The sequence below is a fragment of the Mannheimia bovis genome (genome assembly GCF_014541205.1).
Lineage (GTDB): Bacteria > Pseudomonadota > Gammaproteobacteria > Enterobacterales > Pasteurellaceae > Mannheimia > Mannheimia bovis.
Genome location: NZ_CP061280.1, coordinates 658,114 through 676,889 on the forward strand (window position 1 = coordinate 658,114; position 18,776 = coordinate 676,889).

General features: G+C 39.9%; 20 protein-coding genes, 3 tRNA genes and 1 riboswitch. Of the genes, 16 read left to right on the forward strand and 7 right to left on the reverse strand.

Annotation, left to right across the window (positions count from 1 at the left end):
- Positions 1-3: 3 nt before the first annotated feature.
- From ICJ55_RS03415 to ispB, 4 genes are all read right to left on the reverse strand, one after another.
- The gene (locus ICJ55_RS03415; RefSeq protein WP_188157319.1) at positions 4-480 is read right to left on the reverse strand and encodes a hypothetical protein; all 477 of its coding nucleotides are present in this window, start codon (positions 478-480) and stop codon (positions 4-6) included.
- Between the two features lie 17 nt (positions 481-497).
- On the reverse strand, positions 498-1,433 hold the full coding sequence (fabD, locus tag ICJ55_RS03420; protein ID WP_188157320.1) for an ACP S-malonyltransferase: 936 nt from the start codon (positions 1,431-1,433) through the stop codon (positions 498-500).
- Between the two features lie 131 nt (positions 1,434-1,564).
- Positions 1,565-2,311, reverse strand: a complete 747-nt coding sequence (locus tag ICJ55_RS03425) for an epoxyqueuosine reductase QueH (RefSeq protein ID WP_188157321.1) — start codon at positions 2,309-2,311, stop codon at positions 1,565-1,567.
- Between the two features lie 105 nt (positions 2,312-2,416).
- Positions 2,417-3,412 carry an octaprenyl diphosphate synthase gene (gene ispB / locus ICJ55_RS03430; RefSeq protein ID WP_188157322.1) on the reverse strand — a complete coding sequence of 332 codons (996 nt, stop codon included), beginning with the start codon at positions 3,410-3,412 and terminating at the stop codon, positions 2,417-2,419.
- 117 nt (positions 3,413-3,529) lie between these two features.
- Positions 3,530-3,620, forward strand: a riboswitch (TPP riboswitch).
- 74 nt (positions 3,621-3,694) lie between these two features.
- Between ispB and ICJ55_RS03435 the strand changes: the two genes are divergently transcribed.
- The 6 genes from ICJ55_RS03435 (at position 3,695) to rpmA (ending at position 7,581) form a co-directional block, all read left to right on the forward strand.
- Positions 3,695-4,414: an ABC transporter ATP-binding protein gene (locus tag ICJ55_RS03435; RefSeq protein WP_188157323.1), complete on the forward strand. Its 720-nt coding sequence runs from the start codon at positions 3,695-3,697 to the stop codon at positions 4,412-4,414.
- The gene (locus ICJ55_RS03440) at positions 4,414-5,178 is read left to right on the forward strand and encodes an ABC transporter permease (protein WP_188157324.1); all 765 of its coding nucleotides are present in this window, start codon (positions 4,414-4,416) and stop codon (positions 5,176-5,178) included. The genes ICJ55_RS03435 and ICJ55_RS03440 overlap by 1 nt, the downstream gene beginning before the upstream one ends.
- Before the next feature lie 15 nt (positions 5,179-5,193).
- Positions 5,194-5,841, forward strand: a complete 648-nt coding sequence (gene tenA, locus ICJ55_RS03445; RefSeq protein WP_188157325.1) for a thiaminase II — start codon at positions 5,194-5,196, stop codon at positions 5,839-5,841.
- Positions 5,842-5,858: 17 nt separating this feature from the next.
- Positions 5,859-6,800 carry an ABC transporter substrate-binding protein gene (locus tag ICJ55_RS03450; protein WP_188157326.1) on the forward strand — a complete coding sequence of 314 codons (942 nt, stop codon included), beginning with the start codon at positions 5,859-5,861 and terminating at the stop codon, positions 6,798-6,800.
- Positions 6,801-6,991: 191 nt separating this feature from the next.
- Entirely contained in the window at positions 6,992-7,303 is a 312-nt protein-coding gene (rplU, locus tag ICJ55_RS03455) for a 50S ribosomal protein L21 (protein ID WP_025218095.1), read from the forward strand.
- A gap of 20 nt (positions 7,304-7,323) precedes the next feature.
- The gene (gene rpmA, locus ICJ55_RS03460) at positions 7,324-7,581 is read left to right on the forward strand and encodes a 50S ribosomal protein L27 (RefSeq protein WP_006249511.1); all 258 of its coding nucleotides are present in this window, start codon (positions 7,324-7,326) and stop codon (positions 7,579-7,581) included.
- 155 nt (positions 7,582-7,736) lie between these two features.
- Here rpmA and ICJ55_RS03465 read toward each other — a convergent pair whose 3' ends face one another.
- Positions 7,737-8,549 carry a Cof-type HAD-IIB family hydrolase gene (locus ICJ55_RS03465; protein ID WP_188157327.1) on the reverse strand — a complete coding sequence of 271 codons (813 nt, stop codon included), beginning with the start codon at positions 8,547-8,549 and terminating at the stop codon, positions 7,737-7,739.
- Between the two features lie 116 nt (positions 8,550-8,665).
- Here ICJ55_RS03465 and ICJ55_RS03470 point away from each other — a divergent pair, with 116 nt between their 5' ends.
- On the forward strand, positions 8,666-9,343 hold the full coding sequence (locus ICJ55_RS03470) for a phosphoribosyltransferase family protein (RefSeq protein WP_188157328.1): 678 nt from the start codon (positions 8,666-8,668) through the stop codon (positions 9,341-9,343).
- Positions 9,344-9,458: 115 nt separating this feature from the next.
- Positions 9,459-9,869, forward strand: a complete 411-nt coding sequence (locus tag ICJ55_RS03475; protein WP_188157329.1) for a DoxX family protein — start codon at positions 9,459-9,461, stop codon at positions 9,867-9,869.
- Between the two features lie 87 nt (positions 9,870-9,956).
- Here the strand turns inward: ICJ55_RS03475 and ICJ55_RS03480 are convergent, their stop codons facing one another.
- Complete coding sequence (locus ICJ55_RS03480; RefSeq protein WP_188157330.1) at positions 9,957-11,291, reverse strand: anaerobic C4-dicarboxylate transporter; 1,335 nt, start codon at positions 11,289-11,291, stop codon at positions 9,957-9,959.
- A 246-nt stretch (positions 11,292-11,537) separates the two neighbouring features.
- Between ICJ55_RS03480 and ICJ55_RS03485 the strand changes: the two genes are divergently transcribed.
- Entirely contained in the window at positions 11,538-12,377 is an 840-nt protein-coding gene (locus ICJ55_RS03485; RefSeq protein WP_188157331.1) for a PhzF family phenazine biosynthesis protein, read from the forward strand.
- Positions 12,378-12,454: 77 nt separating this feature from the next.
- Positions 12,455-13,459, forward strand: coding sequence for an ornithine carbamoyltransferase (locus ICJ55_RS03490; RefSeq protein ID WP_188157332.1), 1,005 nt, complete (start codon positions 12,455-12,457; stop codon positions 13,457-13,459).
- A gap of 56 nt (positions 13,460-13,515) precedes the next feature.
- On the opposite strand, the gene glnA is transcribed toward ICJ55_RS03490, so the two are convergent.
- Positions 13,516-14,937, reverse strand: a complete 1,422-nt coding sequence (glnA, locus tag ICJ55_RS03495; protein ID WP_188157333.1) for a type I glutamate--ammonia ligase — start codon at positions 14,935-14,937, stop codon at positions 13,516-13,518.
- 171 nt (positions 14,938-15,108) lie between these two features.
- On the opposite strand from glnA, the gene ICJ55_RS03500 reads away from it, so the two are divergent.
- The 6 genes from ICJ55_RS03500 (at position 15,109) to ICJ55_RS03525 (ending at position 18,596) form a co-directional block, all read left to right on the forward strand.
- Positions 15,109-16,179, forward strand: coding sequence for a TDP-N-acetylfucosamine:lipid II N-acetylfucosaminyltransferase family protein (locus ICJ55_RS03500; RefSeq protein ID WP_188157334.1), 1,071 nt, complete (start codon positions 15,109-15,111; stop codon positions 16,177-16,179).
- A complete protein-coding gene (locus tag ICJ55_RS03505) occupies positions 16,172-17,437 on the forward strand; it encodes a WzyE family oligosaccharide polymerase (protein ID WP_188157335.1) in 1,266 nt (421 codons plus the stop codon). Before ICJ55_RS03500 ends, ICJ55_RS03505 begins: the two co-directional genes overlap by 8 nt.
- Positions 17,427-18,149, forward strand: a complete 723-nt coding sequence (gene wecG, locus ICJ55_RS03510) for a lipopolysaccharide N-acetylmannosaminouronosyltransferase (protein ID WP_188157336.1) — start codon at positions 17,427-17,429, stop codon at positions 18,147-18,149. Before ICJ55_RS03505 ends, wecG begins: the two co-directional genes overlap by 11 nt.
- A gap of 156 nt (positions 18,150-18,305) precedes the next feature.
- Positions 18,306-18,382 (forward strand) — tRNA-Arg (locus ICJ55_RS03515).
- Positions 18,383-18,411: 29 nt separating this feature from the next.
- Positions 18,412-18,487, forward strand: a tRNA-His gene (locus ICJ55_RS03520).
- 32 nt (positions 18,488-18,519) lie between these two features.
- Positions 18,520-18,596: transfer RNA gene (locus tag ICJ55_RS03525), tRNA-Pro, on the forward strand.
- Positions 18,597-18,776 lie beyond the last annotated feature (180 nt).

Below are 18,776 nucleotides of genomic sequence, written 5' to 3' on the forward strand. Positions count from 1 at the left end.
CGATTAAAGCGTGAAAATATAAAAAATAAAAAGAACAATAAAGTAGTTTATTACTGTAGTTGAGCCACCAAATAAAGCGTATTTAACGGCTGAACCTTGCTGCGGATAAATCCAACGTGGGCGAGCAAACGCCCATATTGTTGAGACTACCAATAATCCTAAACTACTTAATAAATAAATTTGAAATAAAACGACCGCACCTTTTGGATCACCTTTGCTTAATAGCACGCCATAAATAGCCCACGCTTGAATAACCGCGGTAGTAAGTGCTGCCCCGCCGATAAAAGCTCGGCGAATTTTCGGATTAATAGCCAAAAAGTAAGCTAAAAATGAGCAAGCAGCGGCAACCGAAAGCATACCAAATTGTTTAAATATGGAACTACTTTCAAGCGGATCGACATTACTAAACATATAGCTGGCAGGCACTATGACTAAGGCAATCAATACGCTGAACAGCATAAATAAAGTTTCTTTGCTCATTTTATCGCTCATTTAAATTAGGCTTGAACTGCCTCAAGGCTGGCAACATCGTTTACCGCTTGTGCTGATAACTCTTTCACAATACGGCTTGTTAAACCGGTTAATACTTTGTTTGGACCGATTTCATAAAGCGTTGTGATGCCATCTTGTGCCATTTTTTCAACAGTTTCTGTCCAACGCACGGGGCTATAAAGCTGACGAACAAGTGCGTTGCGGATGGTATCTGCATCGCTTTCAACTGCCACATCCACGTTGTTAATAACAGGTACAAGCGGTTGATTTAGCGTGATATTTTGCAATGCTGCGGCTAATTTTTCCGCCGCTGGTTTCATTAACGCACAGTGTGAAGGCACGCTCACTGCTAATGGTAACGCACGTTTTGCTCCTGCAGCTTTGCATAATTCACCTGCTTTTTCTGCTGCCGCTTTTGTACCGGCAATCACCACTTGACCCGGCGAGTTAAAGTTTACCGCTGAAACAATTTCACCTGTTTCAGTTGTGGCTTGTTCGCACGCCTTAATAATCGCTTCATTGTCTAAACCGATAATCGCATACATTGCCCCGCTGCCTGCCGGCACGGCTTCTTGCATTGCGTTACCACGTAATTCAACTAATTTGATGGCATCTTGGAAGTTTAACACGCCGGCACAAACTAGGGCAGAGTATTCTCCCAAGCTATGACCTGCCATTACAGACGGTTTTAATTCAGGGTATTTTTCTTGCCATACACGGAAAATCGCCACCGATGCGGCTAATAAAGCAGGTTGAGTGCGTTGAGTTTGCCCTAGCTCTTCGGCAGTACCATTTTGAACTAAATCCCATAAATCGTAGCCTAGCACTTCACTGGCTTCAGCGAAGGTCTTTTCAACGATTGCGAATTGTGGAGCAAGATCAGCAAGCATTCCAACTGCTTGTGAGCCTTGACCTGGGAAAACCATAGCGAATTTTGACATTTTTTATTCCTCTTTATAAATTGTAACCTGTAGGGGCAAATTGCAATGTGCCCCTACGATGTAATCTTGCAAATTTTTGGTGAAATCTGATCGCTTGTAAGGGCGAATTGCCATTCGCCCCTACGTTTAAATTAATCCGGCGAGTAATAAAGCTTGCCGATCTCAATTCGCTCACGCCCAGTTTCTAATCGCCATTTGTTGCTATCACGCAGGGAATAAACGCAACCGCAATATTCCTGCTGATAGAAGCGTTCTCGTTTGCTGATTTCGATCATTCGCTGTGAGCCGCCGCCTTTTCGCCAGTTGTAATCCCAGTAAACCACATCATCAAATTTCGCTGCCGCACGGTGTCCGCAGTCGTTGATTTGGTTCATATCTTTCCAGCGAGAAATACCTAAGCAACTGGTAAAGACCGGGAAGCCGTTGTTGTGGGCGTATTCTGCCGCTTTTTCAAAACGCATATCAAAACACATTGTGCAGCGGATGCCACGCTCGGGTTCCCATTCCATCCCTTTGGCTTTTTTAAACCACTCTTTGCGGTCGTTTTCGTAGTCATCATCCAAATCAATAAACGGGATATTCCACTTTTCAGCAAAACGAATATTTTCTTCCTTGCGGATTAGATACTCTTTGAGTGGGTGGATGTTCGGGTTATAGAAATAGATCGTAAATTCAATGCCGGAGGCGTGAATTGCTTCCATCACTTCGCCCGAACACGGGGCACAGCAAGAGTGCAACAGCAACTTATTGTGTCCGTTCGGAAGAGTTAATTTCTCACGCACAAACGGGGCGTTTGGGTCTTTTTTTTGATTTTGAGCTCTGCGTCTAGCACGCACGCTTTCAATGTGTTCTTGGGGTTGTTGGTTTTGTTCTGTCATTTTTCGTAGGAGCGGGTTCTGTGCCACCCATAAATTATCGTAAATATTAGGGCAGGCACAGAACCCGCCCCTACAAGTGGTTAAATTTATCTGATTTTTTGCAAATTAATAGGATCTATCCACCGACAAATATGCCAATGAAATCAATGCTTGTTTATATTCGCTCTCAGGCAATACGGCTAACGCATCAACCGCTTTTTGGGCTTCCTCTCGGGCTTTTTGCATTGCGTAGTCGAGAGATTTGTGTTCCGTCATAATGGCTAAAACGTCTGGAATTTGCTCCAATTCACCACCGTTTTCAATTGCATTGCGGATCAGCTCCACTTGAGCGGTTTTGCTTGCTTTTTCCGCTGCGTGCATTGCGTGTAAGAGCGGAAGCGTTGGTTTGCCTTCCACAAAGTCATCGCCCACGTTTTTACCTAAACTCTCGCTTTGGGCGGAGTAGTCTAAAATATCATCAACAAGTTGGAATGCCGTGCCTAAATAACAACCGTACTCTTTTAAGCCGTTTTCGATTTCTTCGCTTGCTTGTGCGGCAATTGCCACACATTGAGTCGCAGCTTCAAACAAACGTGCGGTTTTGTTGTAAATCACACGCATATAGTTTGCTTCTGTGGTGTTTGGGTCGTTCACATTCATTAATTGCTGAACTTCACCTTCTGCCAACGCATTGGTTGCTGAAGACATTACTTTTAACACACGAAGCGAGTCTAAATCCGTCATCATTTGAAAAGAACGAGTGTAGATATAATCGCCCACTAACACGCTTGCTGCATTGCCAAACACCGCATTTGCAGTATCTCGCCCACGACGTTTGTCTGATTCGTCCACCACATCATCGTGTAATAATGTTGCTGTATGTACAAACTCAATAAAGGCTGCCGCTGTAATATGTTTTTTACCTTGATAACCTAACGCACGGGCAGCAAGCACCGAAATTAACGGGCGAATGCGTTTGCCACCGCCTGCGATAATGTAATGCCCAAGTTGGTTAATCAATAAGACTTCCGAATTAAGTTGAGCCAAAATTTCTGCGTTTACCGCTTGCATATCTTCATTTGCAAGGGCTTGGATTTGTTCGAGAGTTAATTGCGTAGCCATTTGTTTCCATTTAAGAGGTAAAACTTGTTCCACATTCTACCCTAAATCAGCCTGTCTTCAAAAAGAATAATTTTAGAAAGTATTTGCATATCAGGCTAAATTTTCTTAGACTTGAACTAATTTTAGTCGGGGTGCTGTTTGCAGCTGAGATAATACCCGTGAACCTGATTCAGTTAATACTGCCGTAGGAAACTAATTATGCCAAACTCAATCCCTATCTTTATTCTTTCATCTTTTTCCGCCTTTTTTAGCCGTACTCTAAATCGTTGATTTGGAGGCATTATGCACATTGAAATCCGCAATCTTTGCTTAACATTTGGCGAGCAAGTGCTATTTCAACATTTTAACTTTCAACTTAAAAAAGGAAGTTGGACCAGTCTGTTAGGAGCAAGTGGTGTTGGAAAATCAACACTTTTACGCATTATTGCCGGGTTAGAGAATGAGGCGATACAAGCGGGTGAAATCTCTTTTGCTCCCGACACTCGTATTGCGTGGTTAGCTCAAACCGACTCGCTTTATCCGTGGTTATCAATGATTGACAACGTTCAGTTACAGGCTCATTTAAGTGGTCAAAAATCAGCAGAAAGTCAAGAAAAAGCGATAAGCCTGCTTGAGCAAGTCGGGCTAGGTGAGCATTTGCATAAGCGTTGTTATCAACTTTCGGGCGGTCAGCGGCAACGAGTGGCGTTAGCTCGCACGTTAATGCAAGAGGCAAATCTCATTTTAATGGATGAGCCATTCTCCGCCCTTGATGCAGTAACTCGCCATCAATTACAAGCCCTTGCCGTTGAGTTTTTGCGAGATAAAACGGTGTTGTTGATTACGCACGATCCGCAAGAAGCAATTCGTGTAAGCGATGAAATTCGCATTTTACGTCATCAACCTGCTGAAATTGCTCTAACTATTGCCCTAGAGGGCGGCAGACCACGAGAACTTAACAATCACCGGCAATGGGTATTACAGCAACAATTATTTAATGAATTAACCGGCGGAGGAGAATAATGCGTTCCTTTTTGCAAAAAATTTCACTTTTTCGACCGCTTGTGATTGCATTTAGCTTGCTTGCTCTTTGGCAAGGGGCGGTTAGTTTTGGTGGAATGCCTGCTTATATGTTGCCTTCACCGCTTACGGTTTGGCAAAAGTTAATTGAAAATGCTCCGCTTCTTGCAACTCACGCTCAAATCACGTTATTGGAAATTGCATTAGGGTTGTTGCTCGGCTTTTTGTTCGGGTTAGGCTCAGCATTGTTACTGACTCGCTATAAGCAGTTGTCTAAATTCTTATTGCCTTTACTTGTTATTTCTCAAGCTATTCCTGTGTTTGCCATTGCCCCTCTGCTCGTGTTGTGGTTTGGTTATGGGCTTGCTTCCAAAATTGTGATGACGGTGCTGATTATTTACTTCCCTGTAACTGCTGCCTGTTTTGATGGGTTACGCAATACACCAAAAACTTGGTTGGATTTGGCAAAAACCTTAGAGATTTCACCTATTGCAATGTTATTTAAAGTTCAGCTCCCTGCTGCTTTGCCATCACTGGCTTCAGGTTTACGTATTGCAGTGTCAGTTGCACCTATTGGGGCGATTGTGGGGGAATGGGTAGGTTCATCACAAGGTTTAGGCTACTTAATGCTCCACGCTAACGCTCGTATGCAGACAGACTTGATGTTTGCCGCTCTTTTTATTTTGCTTGTGATTGCATTATTACTCTACTTTGTTACCGATAAATTACTTAAACGCCTTGTACCTTGGGCTGCACATTTACATTAATAAAAAGGAGAATTTATGTCTATTGTTCAAACATTGACCGAAAAAGCAGGGCAATATTGGCTTGATTATATTGATCACGATTTTGTGAAACAACTTGCTAATGGCACGTTACCCAAACACTGTTTTCAACACTATTTAAAGCAAGATTATCGTTTTTTATTTCAATATAGCCGAGCAATTTCAATCGGTATTTTCAAAGCTGAACGGTTTGAAGATATTCATTTCGCCCAAAAAATGAATGAAGGACTACTGAGCGAAATTCAATTACATATTGATTATTGCAAGCAATGGGGCATTAAAGAGGAAGAGCTTTTTGCAACGGAAGAATCTCCCGCTTGTGTTGCCTACACTCGTTATGTTTTAGATTGCGGAATGAAAGGTGGATTAGCGGAGCTTTATACCGCACTTGCTCCTTGTACGATTGGCTATGCTGAAATTGCTCGCCGCATTGCTCCTTATTCTGTAGCGAATAATCCTTATCAAAGTTGGATTGATACTTACGCATCAAGTGGGTTTCAGCAAGACAGCCAAGCCTTTGCTGATTATTTGACTAAACTCTATGAACCTTTAAATGAAACACGAAAAGCTGAATTACAACAAATTTTCAATACCGCCAGCCGTATGGAAGCCGCATTTTGGCAAATGGGGCTGGATTTAAGCTAACTAAAAAGGAGACATTTATGAAACTTCATCGTACTTTATTTGCTATTGCAGCACTGCTTTCAGCAAATAGCCTAATGGCAAAAGAAAAAATCAGCTTAATGTTAGATTGGTTTGTAAATCCTGATCACGCTGCTATTATTGTGGCACAACAAAAAGGTTATTTTGCCGAACAAGGTTTGGAGGTTGAAATTATTGAACCAGCTGATCCTTCTATGCCACCTAAATTAGTTGCCGCAGGTAAGGCAGATTTAGCGGTGGATTATCAGCCGCAGCTTCAACAACAAGTGGCACAAGGTTTGCCTCTAAGCCGTATAGGTACATTGGTTGCCACTCCTCTGAATAGTCTTGTCGTGCTGGATAACGGCAAGATCAATACCATTGCCGATCTGAAAGGTAAGAAGATTGGTTATTCCGTTAGCGGATTTGAAGATGCGTTACTTAAAGCAATGCTCTCTTCGGTTGATTTGAAAGAAAATGATGTTGAGCTGATTAATGTGAACTGGTCGCTCTCACCATCATTACTTTCGGGGCAAGTTGATGCGGTAATTGGGGCTTTTCGTAATTTCGAGCTAAATCAACTTGCATTAGAACATCAAAAAGGGAAAGCCTTCTTCCCTGAAGAACACGGTGTACCTGCTTATGATGAATTGATTTTAGTTGCTCATAAAGACAAAGCACAAGATGCAAAATTTTCTGCTTTTTTGACCGCTTTAGAGAAAGCTACCATCTACACGCTCAATCACCCACAAACTGCGTGGGAAGAGTTTGTCAGTTATAAACCACAAGAGTTAAATAATGAATTAAACCGCCGTGCGTGGGCTGATACTTTACCTCGTCTTGCACATCGCCCTAGAGCATTAGATGCTCATCGTTACACTAGAATGGCAGAATTTTTAAAATCGCAAGGCTTAGTCAAAGAAATGCCAAAACTGGAAGAATATGCGGTTGAACTAAAATAACGATCTTTGGGGTTGTGAGATCAGAAAAAAGATCAAAATAGTTAGTCTAAAAAGCGAGATAACAAAATTTTAAAGATTTTATTAAAATCCTGCTTGCTCTTTTGAATGTTTTTCCGTAGAATTGCAACCCTATTTTTATGAATTAATTAAGTGCCTAAACGCAAAAGCAGATGGCACATAGCGGAGTAAATATGTACGCAGTTTTCCAAAGTGGCGGCAAACAACACCGTGTAAGCGAAGGTCAAGTAGTTCGTTTAGAAAAACTTGAAATCGCAACTGGTGAGAAAGTTGAATTCGATTCAGTTTTAATGGTCGTTAATGGCGAAGATGTTAAAATCGGTGCACCGGTAGTTGCTGGTGCGAAAGTAGTGGCTGAAGTTGTAGCACAAGGTCGTGGCGAGAAAGTTAAAATCGTTAAATTCCGTCGTCGTAAACACAGCCGTAAACAACAAGGTCATCGTCAGTGGTTCACAGAAGTGAAAATCACTGGGATTCAAGCATAATTTCAGAGGAGATCTAGAAGATGGCAACTAAAAAAGCTGGTGGTTCAACTCGTAACGGTCGTGATTCTGAAGCTAAACGCCTTGGTGTTAAACGTTTTGGTGGTGAATCTGTATTAGCAGGTAGCATTATCGTTCGTCAGCGTGGTACTAAATTCCACGCAGGTTCAAATGTAGGTATGGGTAAAGACCACACTTTATTTGCAACTGCAGACGGTAAAGTTAAATTTGAAGTGAAAGGTGAGAAAAGCCGTAAATATGTAAGCATCATTGCTGACTAATCATTTCAAAATGAAAATAAGAAAACCTCGCTTTAAGCGAGGTTTTTTCATATCTTCAATTGTGTATTTAGAGCAAAACTGCTCTGATATTTATTGATGTGATTGTTTGATTACAAGCGGTTGTAAATCCATAAAAATTTACAACCGCTTTTTATTTAAATAATGTGTAGTGTTTCTAATGCGTATAAAATACCATCTTCTTCAATCGGTTTTGTAATGAAATCAGCCACTGCTTTTAGCTCAGGTTCGCCATTTCCCATTGCGACACCAAATCCAACCGTCGGTAACATTTCCAAATCATTGATACCATCGCCAAATGCCATTGAGCTTTCAATATCGATCCCAAATTTTGTCAGCACATCTTGAATACCACGGGCTTTTGAGTTCTCTTTTCTTAGAATATCCACCGCATTCGGGTGCCAGCGAGCCTCTTTTAAATCATTTGCAAAAATTCCGCTATTTTCGACCGCTTGTTGTTGCTCTTTGGTATAAAACAGCAGCATTTGCACAATATGCTCTTTTTCGTGGTAGTGCGGATCAATCAAATAATTCGGCGTAATCGGTAAAACCGCTTCGTGAACGATAGGATTAGTTTCAGAAACCGCAATCGTCATCGGTGTTACGAAGGCATAAATAATGCCTAATTCATTAGCTTTGCGAATAATTCGATCGATTTGCTCACGGCTGAGAGAATAATCGCTAATGAGTTGATCTTTATAGAAATTATATTGCCCATTAATCGTAACGAATAATTCAAAACCTGTTTCGGGATTTAAATAGGGTTTCAAGGCTGCAGGGAAACAACCGTGATTTCTGCCTGTGGCGATAGCAGGAATAATCCCTTTTGCTTTTAGGCGAGGTAAAACTTGCTCGGTAACAGAAGTAGGAATGTAGGCTTTATGCTTTACATACAAGGTTTCATCAATATCGAAAAAAACAATTTTAATTGGTTTTTGAGGTGTGTTCATCTGCTTTTCCTTTATGTTGCCAATAGTAAGATTTTACTCTTTTTTCGAGAAAGATCACAAAAATAGTCCGAAAAAAGCGACTTAAGTTTGATAATCTGCAAATAAAAGGAGCAGAAATGAATATATTCGGCTTTCGTTGTTTTCACTGTGATAAATCATTGGCGATTGGTATTCACGGATTTTGTAGTTTTTGCCAAAAACAAATGAAAAGGCAGCCCTACTGTACTCATTGTGGAATGAGTTCGATCGAGTACCGTAATTATTGTGGATATTGTTTAAGAAGTGAGCCTAAGTGGCATAAATTAGTGAGAGTAGGAGAATACAAGCCGCCGCTTTCTCATTGGGTTCATCGATTTAAATTTCAGCAACAATATTGGCTTGATCAGGCTCTTGCTCGGCAATTACTTTTAGCTATAAAGCAAGCTCAACGAGAGCAAGGTTTAAGATTGCCGGAAGTGATTATGCCAGTACCGTTATTTTGGCAGCGATATTGGCAGAGAGGTTTTAATCAAAGTGAATTATTAAGCCGTTGGTTAGCTAAATGGCTCAATATTCCGCTGGATAATCAAAGTTTAATAAGGCAGAGGAAGACCATCTCTCAACGAGATCTTACCGCTGCGGAACGCCGTAAAAATTTGAAACGGGCTTTTAGCTATCAACCTATCAGAGGGTATAAGCGAGTGGCGATTGTTGATGATGTGCTTACAACAGGTTCAACGTTGAATGCAATTTGTGCTGAATTATTGAAATGGAATGTTGAAGAAATTCAAGTTTGGGTGTTAGCAAGAGCTTAGTATTATTTCTTTATTTGAAATAATATATTTTAAAATTGATGGATTATCAAATAAATGTTTTCCTTTAAAATACGCCCTCAATTGTTTAGTTACTTTTATTTTTTAAGGAAAGCTTATGAACTCAACTTTAAACAACTTACAACCTCTTGCCCTTTTAATTACCCGTATTGTAGCAGGCTATATGTTTTTGCTACACGGTACGGCAAAATTCTTTGAATTTCCGATGTCGATGACAAATGGCAACGGTAGTGTACCTCTTTTCTCAATTTACGGTGCAGCAGGGATTTTAGAAATTGCAGGTGGTATTTTATTTATTTTAGGCTTATTCACTCGTCAAACTGCATTTTTGCTTTCAGGTATGATGGCGTATGCGTTTTTCATTGTTCACGGTGCACAAGGTAATGTTTTACTTCCATTATTAAACGGTGGTGAATTAGCAGGTCTTTACTCAGTTTTATTCTTAACTTTTATTTTTATTGGGGCAGGAAAATATTCGCTAGATGCAAAATTATTTGGTAAAGCGTAATTCTCATTAGCTTATAATACAAGCGGTCAGATTTTGTAAAAAATTTACTAAATCTGACCGCTTGTGTTTTGTTTTATGTGTATGTAACTAGATTAACACATTTGCGACTGTAATACCTACAATACAAGCCGTAATTACACCTACTAAACCCGGAGCCATAAAGCTGTGGTTAAAGTAGTATTTACCGATTTTGGTTGTACCTGTTACGTCAAAGTTCACTGTTGCGATATCTGACGGATAGTTTGGAATAAAGAAGTAGGCATAGGTAGCCGGCATTAAACCCACTAATAACGGAGCTGGTAAGCCCATTGCAATACCGACCGGTAGTAACATTTTCGCTGTTACCGCTTGGCTATTTACCACCACAGACACCGCAAAGAGTGCGAAAGCAAATGTCCAAGGTTGGGCTTGAACCATTTCCATTACACCTGCTTTAAATGCCGGCATTGCGTACGTAAAGTAGGTATCACTCATCCAAGCAATACCGAAAATAGCGATTGCAGCAACCATACCCGATTTAAATACAATACCGTTTGGCACTTTTTTCGGGTCGGTTTTGGTAAGCACTAAAATTAAACCACCGAAAGTCAGCATTACGATTTGAATGATTTGATCCATTCCCGCCACTTTGCCTGTTGCCGCAACTGTTGGTTTAATGCTTGGGAACATTGCAATCACCACAATAGTTGCAATTGCTGCTAAGAATAAGTAAACCGAATTTTTCGCACTTGCCGGTAATTGTTCATCTAACGAAGTTGCACTGGTTTCTTCAATTTGTTTGCGTAATTCCGGGTCTTGCATACGACGTTGGAATTCAGGATCGTCCTCAAGCTCTTTACCACGACGTAAGCTATATAAAGACATCGCAATGACACCGCAGAAAGTTGCGGTAATAGTTACCCCTACCACATTTAAAAGCGTAACGCCTTCAAAGCCCGGTAATTTAGTAATTTCAGTTAAATAATAAGCAACCGCTGCAGATAACGGGCTACCGGTAATCCCTAATTGAGAGGCGACAGAGGCTGCTGCCATTGGGCGTTCCGGGCGAATTTTATTTTTTAAGGCGATATCGCCGATAATCGGCATAATGGAGTAAACGGAATGACCTGTACCTAACATCAAGGTCATCACATAGGTAACAAGTGGACCTAAGAACGTAATACGTTTAGGATTGTTGCGTAAAATGCGTTCTGCAATCTGCAACATAAATTTTAAACCGCCAGCTGCTTCAAGAATGGAAGCACAGGTTACCACGGCTAAAATCACTAACATAACACTGATTGGTGGAGCGGAAAGTGGCATTCCTAAGAAGAAGACTTCAACGAATAACCCAATACCTGACACAACCCCTAAACCGATACCACCGTAACGGCTACCAGCGTATAAAAATGCTAATAAAAGCAAAAATTCTGCATAAAGCATAAGAACCTCAATTTAAAAATAATCACTGGAAATAAGTATACTCGAATTATTTTTTTAAACTTTGAAATAAATCAAAAATTACTAACTCTAAAGAGGTGGTTTGATGAAAATTTAATTTCTTTGCTTAGAAAAATAGATTACTAAGCAATTAATAGATAACTCACTTGAAGGCAAACGGTTGCTCTGATAAAATTTGCGGAACAAAAATTTAACTAAAATGAATAATTATTCATTTTAAAAGGTGTTATGAAAAGCTACTTTTACTCATTAATTAATGTTTTCGCACAAAGCCATTTTGGTGGCAATCCAGTTGCGGTATTTTATGAAGCAGATGGATTAGATGACAGCCAAATGCAGCTTATCGCCCGTCAGTTTAATCTTTCCGAAGTTGTTTTTATTCAATCTCCTACCTATTTACAAGCGGTCAAAAAACTCAAAATTTTTACGCCTGATTATGAAATGCCTTTCGCAGGACACCCAACCATTGGTGCAGCTTTCGTTTTATATTCGCAACTCAATCTGCCTGATGAATACCTTCTTGAAACCAAAGCAGGTTTAGTGGAAATTCAATATCAAAATAATGAAGTTATCTTTGCATTAAAAAATGGAGCAAAGTTGGAAAGTCCCCCTCTAAGCCGTGCCGAATGTGCCGATATTTTAGGACTTGAGATTAGCGATATCGCTTGTGAACCTTGCTATGTAAACACCGGCGTAGAGCAGTTGTTGATTGAGTTATCCTCCCCACAAGCGGTCGAAAATTGCAAAATAAATGCAAATTTATTTATAGGTAATAGAGCCATTAAAGATAGTCTCTATATTTGGCATAGAATGGGAGATAAAGTAAAAGCCCGCTTGTTTTTTACTGCACAAGGTGCGGTAGTGGAAGATCCGGGAACAGGCTCAGCTGCGGCAAATTTGGGCGGGTGGCATATTGCAAAAGGGCTAACACCATTGAATGTTACTATTTCTCAAGGTGATGAAATAGATAGACCGAACCGTTTGTCTTTAAGTGTTGATGAGAAACACACTATCTTCGTTGGCGGTAAAGCAATTTTAGTGGGTAAAGGAGAATTTTATTTACCGTAAAATTTTGGTTGCCACTAATTGAATTTTTATGCAATAATTTTGCATATTTTATTTTAATGTTTACAGGGAGAAACAAAATGGCATTTAACTTAAAAAACAGACATTTATTAAGTTTAGTAAATCACACCGAGCGTGAAATTCGCTTTTTATTAGACTTGGCTCGTGATTTAAAACGTGCAAAATATGCAGGCACTGAACAGCAGAAGCTAAAAGGCAAAAATATTGCGTTAATTTTTGAAAAAACCTCCACTCGTACCCGTTGTGCTTTCGAAGTGGCGGCTTACGATCAGGGAGCTCACGTTACTTATATTGACCCAACTTCCTCCCAAATTGGGCATAAAGAATCAATGAAAGACACTGCCCGAGTACTAGGCAGAATGTATGATGCTATTCAATATCGAGGCTTTAAGCAATCGGTAGTACAAGAGTTAGCTGATTATGCAGGTGTGCCAGTATTCAACGGCTTAACCGATGAATTCCACCCAACCCAAATGTTGGCGGACGTTCTAACGATGATAGAAAACTGCGAGAAACCATTAAGCCAAATTAGCTATGTGTATATTGGTGATGCCCGTAACAATATGGGGAACTCATTATTATTAATCGGTGCAAAATTAGGTATGGATGTGCGTATTTGTGCTCCGAAAGCCTTATTGCCTGAAGATGCTTTAGTTGAAATGTGCCAAAAATTTGCTGAAGAATCAGGGGCAAGAATTACTGTGACTGAAGATATTGAGAAAGCGGTTAAAGATGTTGATTTCGTGCATACTGATGTTTGGGTTTCAATGGGCGAACCATTAGACAGCTGGGGCGAGCGTATTGATTTATTAATGCCTTACCGAGTAACGCCTGAATTAATGAAATTGACAGGCAACCCGAAAGTGAAATTTATGCACTGTTTGCCGGCGTTTCACAATAGTGAAACTAAAATTGGCAAAGAGATTGCTGAAAAATATCCTGCATTAGCCAATGGCATTGAAGTAACTGAAGAAGTATTTGAATCGCCTGCTAATGTAGCATTCGAACAAGCGGAAAACAGAATGCACACAATTAAGGCGGTGATGGTTGCAAGTCTAGCTTAATTTAATAAAAAACGGCTGAAATTTTCAGCCGTTTGTTTTTGCCCTAAGTTTGTTTATTAAGCGTAGTAAAGTTCAAACTCAACAGGGTGTGGGGTCATATTCACACGCTCAACTTCTTTACGGCGAATGCCGATGTAAGCATCAATAAATTCTTTAGTGAACACACCACCTTGAGTTAAGAATTCAAAATCATTGCTTAAGGCATCAAGGGCAACTTCTAATGATGAAGCAACTGTTGGAATATCTTTCAGCTCTTCCGGCGGTAAGTCGTAAAGGTTTTTATCCATTGCATCGCCCGGGTGGATTTTGTTGATCACACCGTCTAAACCCGCCATTAATAATGCAGCAAAACATAAGTATGGGTTTGCCATTGGATCTGGGAAGCGAGCTTCCACACGAGTGGCTTTCGGGCTGGTTACTGCCGGAATACGGATAGAGGCTGAACGGTTACTTGCTGAATAAGCTAATAACACTGGAGCTTCAAAGCCCGGCACTAAACGTTTGTATGAGTTTGTGGTTGGGTTGGTGAACGCATTTAATGCTTTAGCGTGTTTGATGATACCACCGATATAGTAAAGGGCAGTTTCAGATAAACCTGCGTATTTATCACCCATAAAGACGTTTTTGCCGTCTTTGCTTAACGACATATTACAGTGCATTCCCGAACCGTTATCGCCTGCGAACGGTTTTGGCATAAAGCAGGCTGTTTTACCGTGTTCAACTGCTACATTTTGCACGATGTATTTGTAAATTTGGGTTTCGTCCGCTTTTAACGTTAAGCTATTAAAACGGGTTGCGATCTCATTTTGACCCGCAGTTGCCACTTCGTGGTGGTGAGCTTCGATCACTAAGCCCATTTCTTCCATCAGTAAGCACATTTCTGAGCGAATATCGTGAGCTGTATCAATTGGGGCAATCGCACAGTAGCCGCCTTTTTTCAATGGGCGATAGCCATTGTTACCGTCTTCAAATTTACGGTTGGTATTCCAAGCGGCTTCAACATCATCAATTTTGTATGAGACATTGTTCATCTCGGTGCTGAAACGCACATCGTCAAACAGGAAAAATTCCGGCTCAGGTCCGAACATCACGCTGTCGGCAATACCGGTAGATTTTAAATAGTTTTCTGCACGTTGAGCGATAGAGCGAGGGTCGCGGTCATAAGACTGCATTGTGTTAGGGTCGTAAATTGAACAGCGGATAGTGAGGGTAGGAATGCGAGCGAAAGGATCAACAACAGCAGTTTCGGCAATTGGCATTAAAAGCATATCGGCTTTATTAATCGCTTTCCAGCCCTCAACGGACGAGCCGTCGAACATTTTGCCTTCCTCAAATAAGTCTTCAAGATCATTGATGACCAAACTGACTGGTAATGAAACTCCGTGCTCTTTACCTTTAATATCAGTAAATTTTAATAAGACAAATTTGATGTCATTGTCTTGAATTAGTTTAGATACGTTAGCGATTGCGTTCGACATAATATAAGTATTCCTCGTAGCGAAATTAATAAATAAAAAACTCGCACATCATAGCATTTTTTTAGCTGAAAATGTGATGTTTTTTAGTCGCATTTATACAAAAGAAATTTCAGCAGTATTGTCAATTTTTGCTAAAATCAAAAGGATTTTTTGGCTAGAGGAAACAAAGTTATGCAACCGATTTATCATATTTTAGGCTCGGATATTCCGCATCATAATCAGCGTGTTTTAACGTTTTTTCAACAAGAGTTGCTACCTACGTTGCCGTCTTCTTCCTATTATTTTTATGTAGTGGGTAAGGATATGCTTAAAACCTATTTCCCTGATTTGGAGATAACCACTTTTTCTACTCAAAAACAAATTGCTCAAGCACTCATTGCAAAAAATCAGCAAAATCCGACCGCTTGTTTTATCTTACACGGTCAGTTTAATCTGTGGATCTGGTTTGCTATTGTGTTAGGAAAATTATCAACAGAAAATATTATCTGGCATATTTGGGGAGCAGATTTATATGAGGTCTCTGCTTCTTGGAAATTTAGATTATTTTATCCAATTAGGCGGTTTGCTCAACGTAAGTTAAAGCAGATTTGGGCAACAAGGGGTGATCTGGATTATGTCTGGCGACGTATAAGATCAAGATCGGAACAAGATCGGTTAATCTATTTCGCAACGAAATTGCCGGATCGACATAGCGTGCAGAGAGTTAAAAATGATCAATTAACTATTTTATTAGGCAATTCAGGCGATCCTTCTAATAATCATATTCAAGCATTAAAGGAAATCCAGCAGCGTTTGGGCAACAACGTACGAATTATTGTGCCAATGGGCTATCCGGCAAATAATGAAGGTTATATTCAGCAAGTGGAAGCTGAGGGCAAGCGGTTATTTTTAGCGGAAAATTTGCAAATTCTGCGAGAAAAATTGGATTTTGACGAATATCTTTTATTGCTTTCACAATGCGATCTCGGCTATTTTAACTTTGAACGCCAGCAAGGCATTGGTACGATTTGTTTGTTGATCCAACAGAATATTCCCTGCGTGCTACACCCGAATAATCTGTTTGGTTTGGATATGCAAGCTGAGCAAGTGCCTTATCTGTTGGCGAAGAATATGACATTTTCAAAAATTCAAGCTGCCAAACAACAATTAGGTGATATAAATAAAAACAACATTGCGTTTTTTCCTCAAACTTATCTGAAATTATGGCAAACACAATTAACTGAATTGATACATAATGAATAATTTACTGTTTCTTGGCGGATTTTACCTCGTTTCCGTAGGGCTATTTTTAACCGTACTTTATCGGCTTTATCAGAAATCGGGCTTTACTTTCCATTTACTGTTCAGTCTGATCTATTTTATTACCTTTTACGCAGGCTTCCCGCTTTCTCTCGCAATGGCATTAGGCTTTGATTACTTACTCCCAAACATTGAACATCAATGGTTGGTGTTCGCAACAAGTGGAGCAGGCTATTTGATTTATTATGTGGTTTATTCTTACTGCTGCCGTTTCTCACTGCCATTTCAGACTACATCTGCAAATTTTCAGGCAAAAATAACCGCTTGTATGTTGGCGTTAGTTGCCATTTCAACGTTATTCTACTTCCTTTATTTAAACGGTTTCCTCTTCTTTAAATTAGAAAAGTATAGCCAGCTGTTCGCTAAAGATTGGGTGGTACTTTCAGCATTAAAACGTTTTTTCTACTTTTTATTGCCGGCTCTGCTGATTTTCTTCTTCTTATGTAGGAACAAAAAAGCGTGGTGGACTGTGCTGATTATCGGCGGATTATTTGGCTTATTAACTTATTTCGCTGTAGGTGGTACAAGGGCAAATTTAGCATTGGCGGTGGCATTTTTCTTGCTGATTGGTTTGCAGCAAAAGTATCTTTCGCTATCCACTGTAGTTTGGCTAGGGTTAAGTGGTGTAATCGCAATGTTTTTCCTCGCTCTCGCTCGCTATAAATTAGATCTTTCTGTCGGTGAAACCATTTACACTTTCTTATATTTAAGCCGCGATACTTTTTCGCCTTGGGAAAATCTTGCTCTCTTATTATCTTCTGATGTGGAATATCAAGGTTTGATGCCGATTATACGGGATTTCTATGTTTATATTCCGCAATCTGTTTGGCAAGAACGCCCCGATATTGCTTGGAACACGGCAAATTATTTCACTAAAGTGATTTTGGGGAATCATTCAGGCTTAGCTATTTCGCCCACATTATTAGGTTCTTTCTATATTATGGGTGGATTTGGGTTGATCGCGATTGGAATGGCGGTTGTGGCGTTTTTGATTAAAATGTTAGATAACTTTTTTACCTATGGAAAAGCAGTCAATTCCGCATTAATTCAGGCATATTGTTTCGGTAATTTGTTCAACTTGATTGTTTTAGTCCGAGAGGGAATGGACGCTTTTGTCTCTCGCTTCCTCTTTTTTACGATTGTTTTTGCCGCTTGTTGGCTATTAGCGAAGTTAATAGGTAGGAAACAAGATGTTCGATAACGTCATTATTCGTGGAATTAGGTTACAAGCGGTTAAAAATCAGAAAATTTTTGCAAATTTTTTAATGAATGAGCAGGGTATTCAACAAGGAAGGTTGATCGCCATTAATGCGGAAAAAGTGATTAATGCGGAAAAAAATCCTCAGCTACGCAGAGTGATTGATAACGCTGAATTTAACTACGCAGATGGGATTAGCATTGTTCAATCAATAAAAAAGAAATATCCCAATATGGAAATAGAACGAATTGCGGGAGCAGATTTATGGGAAGTGCTAATGCAAAAAGCGGGGGAGTTGAATATACCTGTTTTTTTAGTAGGTAGCACTTCTGAGAATTTAACGTTAATTGAAGCTAAGTTAGCAAAATGGAATGTTAATATTGTCGGCACGCATCACGGATATTTTAATGCCGAAGATGAACACTCTCTTATTACCCAAATTAAGCAAAGTGAAGCGAAATTTATCAGTGTTGCAATGGGAACGCCAAAGCAAGAGCTATTTATTCAAAAAGTCTATAAAGAATATCCGCAGGCTCTCTATATGGGGGTAGGGGGAACTTACGATGTTTTTACCGGAAAGGCAAAAAGAGCACCTAAAATCTGGCAAAATTTAGGACTGGAGTGGTTGTATCGCTTATTACGTCAGCCTACACGTTGGCAACGACAACTCAATTTGCTTAAATATGCTTATTATTATGTAACGAATCAGCTCTAAAAATCAGCATATTTGCTATTTATTACACGTTTTGAATAAAATAAAGCCAAACAAGATGTTTTTTTTAATTTTTTTGAAAAAGTGCTAGACAAGGAAGTTGGAAATCTATAATATACGCCTCCGTTGCGACGCATTAACTTATTGATGTAAATCAAAGCGTTCGTAGCTCAGTTGGATAGAGCGTTGGCCTCCGGAGCCAAAGGTCGCAAGTTCGAATCTTGTCGAGCGCGCCAGTTGTCAATGCAGCACTATCAACAAAATGGTGGCTATAGCTCAGTTGGTAGAGCCCTGGATTGTGATTCCAGTTGTCGTGGGTTCGAATCCCATTAGCCACCCCATTTCAAATATACTCTTTAATTAGAGTAGCTGACGGCGAGTAGCGCAGCTTGGTAGCGCAACTGGTTTGGGACCAGTGGGTCGTAGGTTCAAATCCTATCTCGCCGACCACTTTTTATTTTGCTCTTTAACAATTTATCAGACAATCTGTGTGGGCACTTGTTGATAGACTTGATTTAAAACTATTTTTTTAATTTTGAAGTCTTAATAGGTGCTTAACTAGAAATTCATTACTTTCTTTTAACTGAACTTTTTTAAGTTGAGCTAAGTTTGAAAGTGCGATTTTATGTC

Bases quoted from the DNA above. Each gene is read 5' to 3' on its own strand.
- ICJ55_RS03475 (WP_188157329.1), top strand. From the start codon at position 9,459: ATGAACTCAACTTTAAACAACTTACAACCTCTTGCCCTTTTAATTACC.
- ICJ55_RS03450 (WP_188157326.1), top strand. From the start codon at position 5,859: ATGAAACTTCATCGTACTTTATTTGCTATTGCAGCACTGCTTTCAGCA.
- rplU (WP_025218095.1), top strand. From the start codon at position 6,992: ATGTACGCAGTTTTCCAAAGTGGCGGCAAACAACACCGTGTAAGCGAA.
- ICJ55_RS03480 (WP_188157330.1), bottom strand. From the start codon at position 11,291: ATGCTTTATGCAGAATTTTTGCTTTTATTAGCATTTTTATACGCTGGT.
- ICJ55_RS03435 (WP_188157323.1), top strand. From the start codon at position 3,695: ATGCACATTGAAATCCGCAATCTTTGCTTAACATTTGGCGAGCAAGTG.
- ICJ55_RS03415 (WP_188157319.1), bottom strand. From the start codon at position 480: ATGAGCAAAGAAACTTTATTTATGCTGTTCAGCGTATTGATTGCCTTA.
- ICJ55_RS03485 (WP_188157331.1), top strand. From the start codon at position 11,538: ATGAAAAGCTACTTTTACTCATTAATTAATGTTTTCGCACAAAGCCAT.
- ispB (WP_188157322.1), bottom strand. From the start codon at position 3,412: ATGGCTACGCAATTAACTCTCGAACAAATCCAAGCCCTTGCAAATGAA.
- glnA (WP_188157333.1), bottom strand. From the start codon at position 14,937: ATGTCGAACGCAATCGCTAACGTATCTAAACTAATTCAAGACAATGAC.
- ICJ55_RS03425 (WP_188157321.1), bottom strand. From the start codon at position 2,311: ATGACAGAACAAAACCAACAACCCCAAGAACACATTGAAAGCGTGCGT.
- ICJ55_RS03490 (WP_188157332.1), top strand. From the start codon at position 12,455: ATGGCATTTAACTTAAAAAACAGACATTTATTAAGTTTAGTAAATCAC.
- rpmA (WP_006249511.1), top strand. From the start codon at position 7,324: ATGGCAACTAAAAAAGCTGGTGGTTCAACTCGTAACGGTCGTGATTCT.
- ICJ55_RS03470 (WP_188157328.1), top strand. From the start codon at position 8,666: ATGAATATATTCGGCTTTCGTTGTTTTCACTGTGATAAATCATTGGCG.
- ICJ55_RS03465 (WP_188157327.1), bottom strand. From the start codon at position 8,549: ATGAACACACCTCAAAAACCAATTAAAATTGTTTTTTTCGATATTGAT.
- ICJ55_RS03440 (WP_188157324.1), top strand. From the start codon at position 4,414: ATGCGTTCCTTTTTGCAAAAAATTTCACTTTTTCGACCGCTTGTGATT.
- tenA (WP_188157325.1), top strand. From the start codon at position 5,194: ATGTCTATTGTTCAAACATTGACCGAAAAAGCAGGGCAATATTGGCTT.
- ICJ55_RS03505 (WP_188157335.1), top strand. From the start codon at position 16,172: ATGAATAATTTACTGTTTCTTGGCGGATTTTACCTCGTTTCCGTAGGG.
- wecG (WP_188157336.1), top strand. From the start codon at position 17,427: ATGTTCGATAACGTCATTATTCGTGGAATTAGGTTACAAGCGGTTAAA.
- fabD (WP_188157320.1), bottom strand. From the start codon at position 1,433: ATGTCAAAATTCGCTATGGTTTTCCCAGGTCAAGGCTCACAAGCAGTT.
- ICJ55_RS03500 (WP_188157334.1), top strand. From the start codon at position 15,109: ATGCAACCGATTTATCATATTTTAGGCTCGGATATTCCGCATCATAAT.